Annotated in this window: 1 protein-coding gene; it reads right to left on the minus strand. The window is 47.1% G+C overall.

The genetic code is table 11. The features are described from left to right. On the minus strand, window positions 1-993 hold a 993-nt coding region (gene rlmD / locus A3738_RS02495), incomplete at both ends, for a 23S rRNA (uracil(1939)-C(5))-methyltransferase RlmD (protein WP_068763321.1).

The following is a 993-nucleotide window of genomic DNA, read 5'->3' on the forward strand; positions in this document are numbered from 1 at the left end:
TTCTTCTTTCGTGAAGTCCGCCTGTAAATTGGCACCATAGAAGCGCAGGTTATCAAGATCGTTAAGTAAAGCATTTTCCTTGCCACGTACAACCATTGCATCGTCGCCTTCAACGCCTACAACCTCTTTACCTTGCGTGGCGAGCGGCACGGTGAAGTTTCCTAAACCACAGAACAAATCTAAAACACGCTCATCTTTCTGAACATCGAGCCATTCTAGTGCGCGACGCACCATTTGCTTATTGATATCGGCATTAACCTGTGTAAAGTCCATAGGATGAAACGCCAACTTCACTTCTTGCTCATCAGGCGTCGTTAAGGTGTAGTGCAAGCGATCTTTGTCTTTGACTTCAGACTCCGGCCAAATACGGTGCACGGTATCAACGCCTTTAGGCTGCAAGTAAATATGGAATGCATTATCTTGGCCAAACTGTATCAGCTTAACGGTATCTTCCTCGGTTAAAGGCGCCATGTGTCGCACGACTAGCGCACTCGCATCTTCACCTAAGGCAACCTCAAACTGCGGCAATTCTTTGTATACCGACAAACTTGCCACGAGTGCTCGCAAATCCATTAATCGGTGACCAACAATCGAGTTAAGCACTTCACACTGCTGAATGTCGGCTAAGAAACTATTACGCTTCTCTCTAAAACCAACCAATACCGTGTCTTTTTTCGCCACAAATCGCGCACCTAGGCGTGCTTTGCCGCGATAACCAGTCGTTGGACCAGTCATAGGTTCAATCCATTGCTCCGGTTCAAGATTTCCGAAATGTTCAAAGTGCTGACGCAGTGTATTCTCTTTGAACTTGATCTGAGCATCGGTATCCATGTGCTGCAAACTACAACCGCCGCAAATCTCGGCGTGCGCACAAGGAGGTTCAACACGCTCCTCTGATGCGCTGAGTACTTCTACTGTTTTCAACTCATCAAATTTGCCGCGCTTTTCGACATATACCGCAGAGACTTTCTCTCCTGGTAATGCCGCATCAAC

The organism is Oleiphilus sp. HI0066 (genome assembly GCF_001635725.1).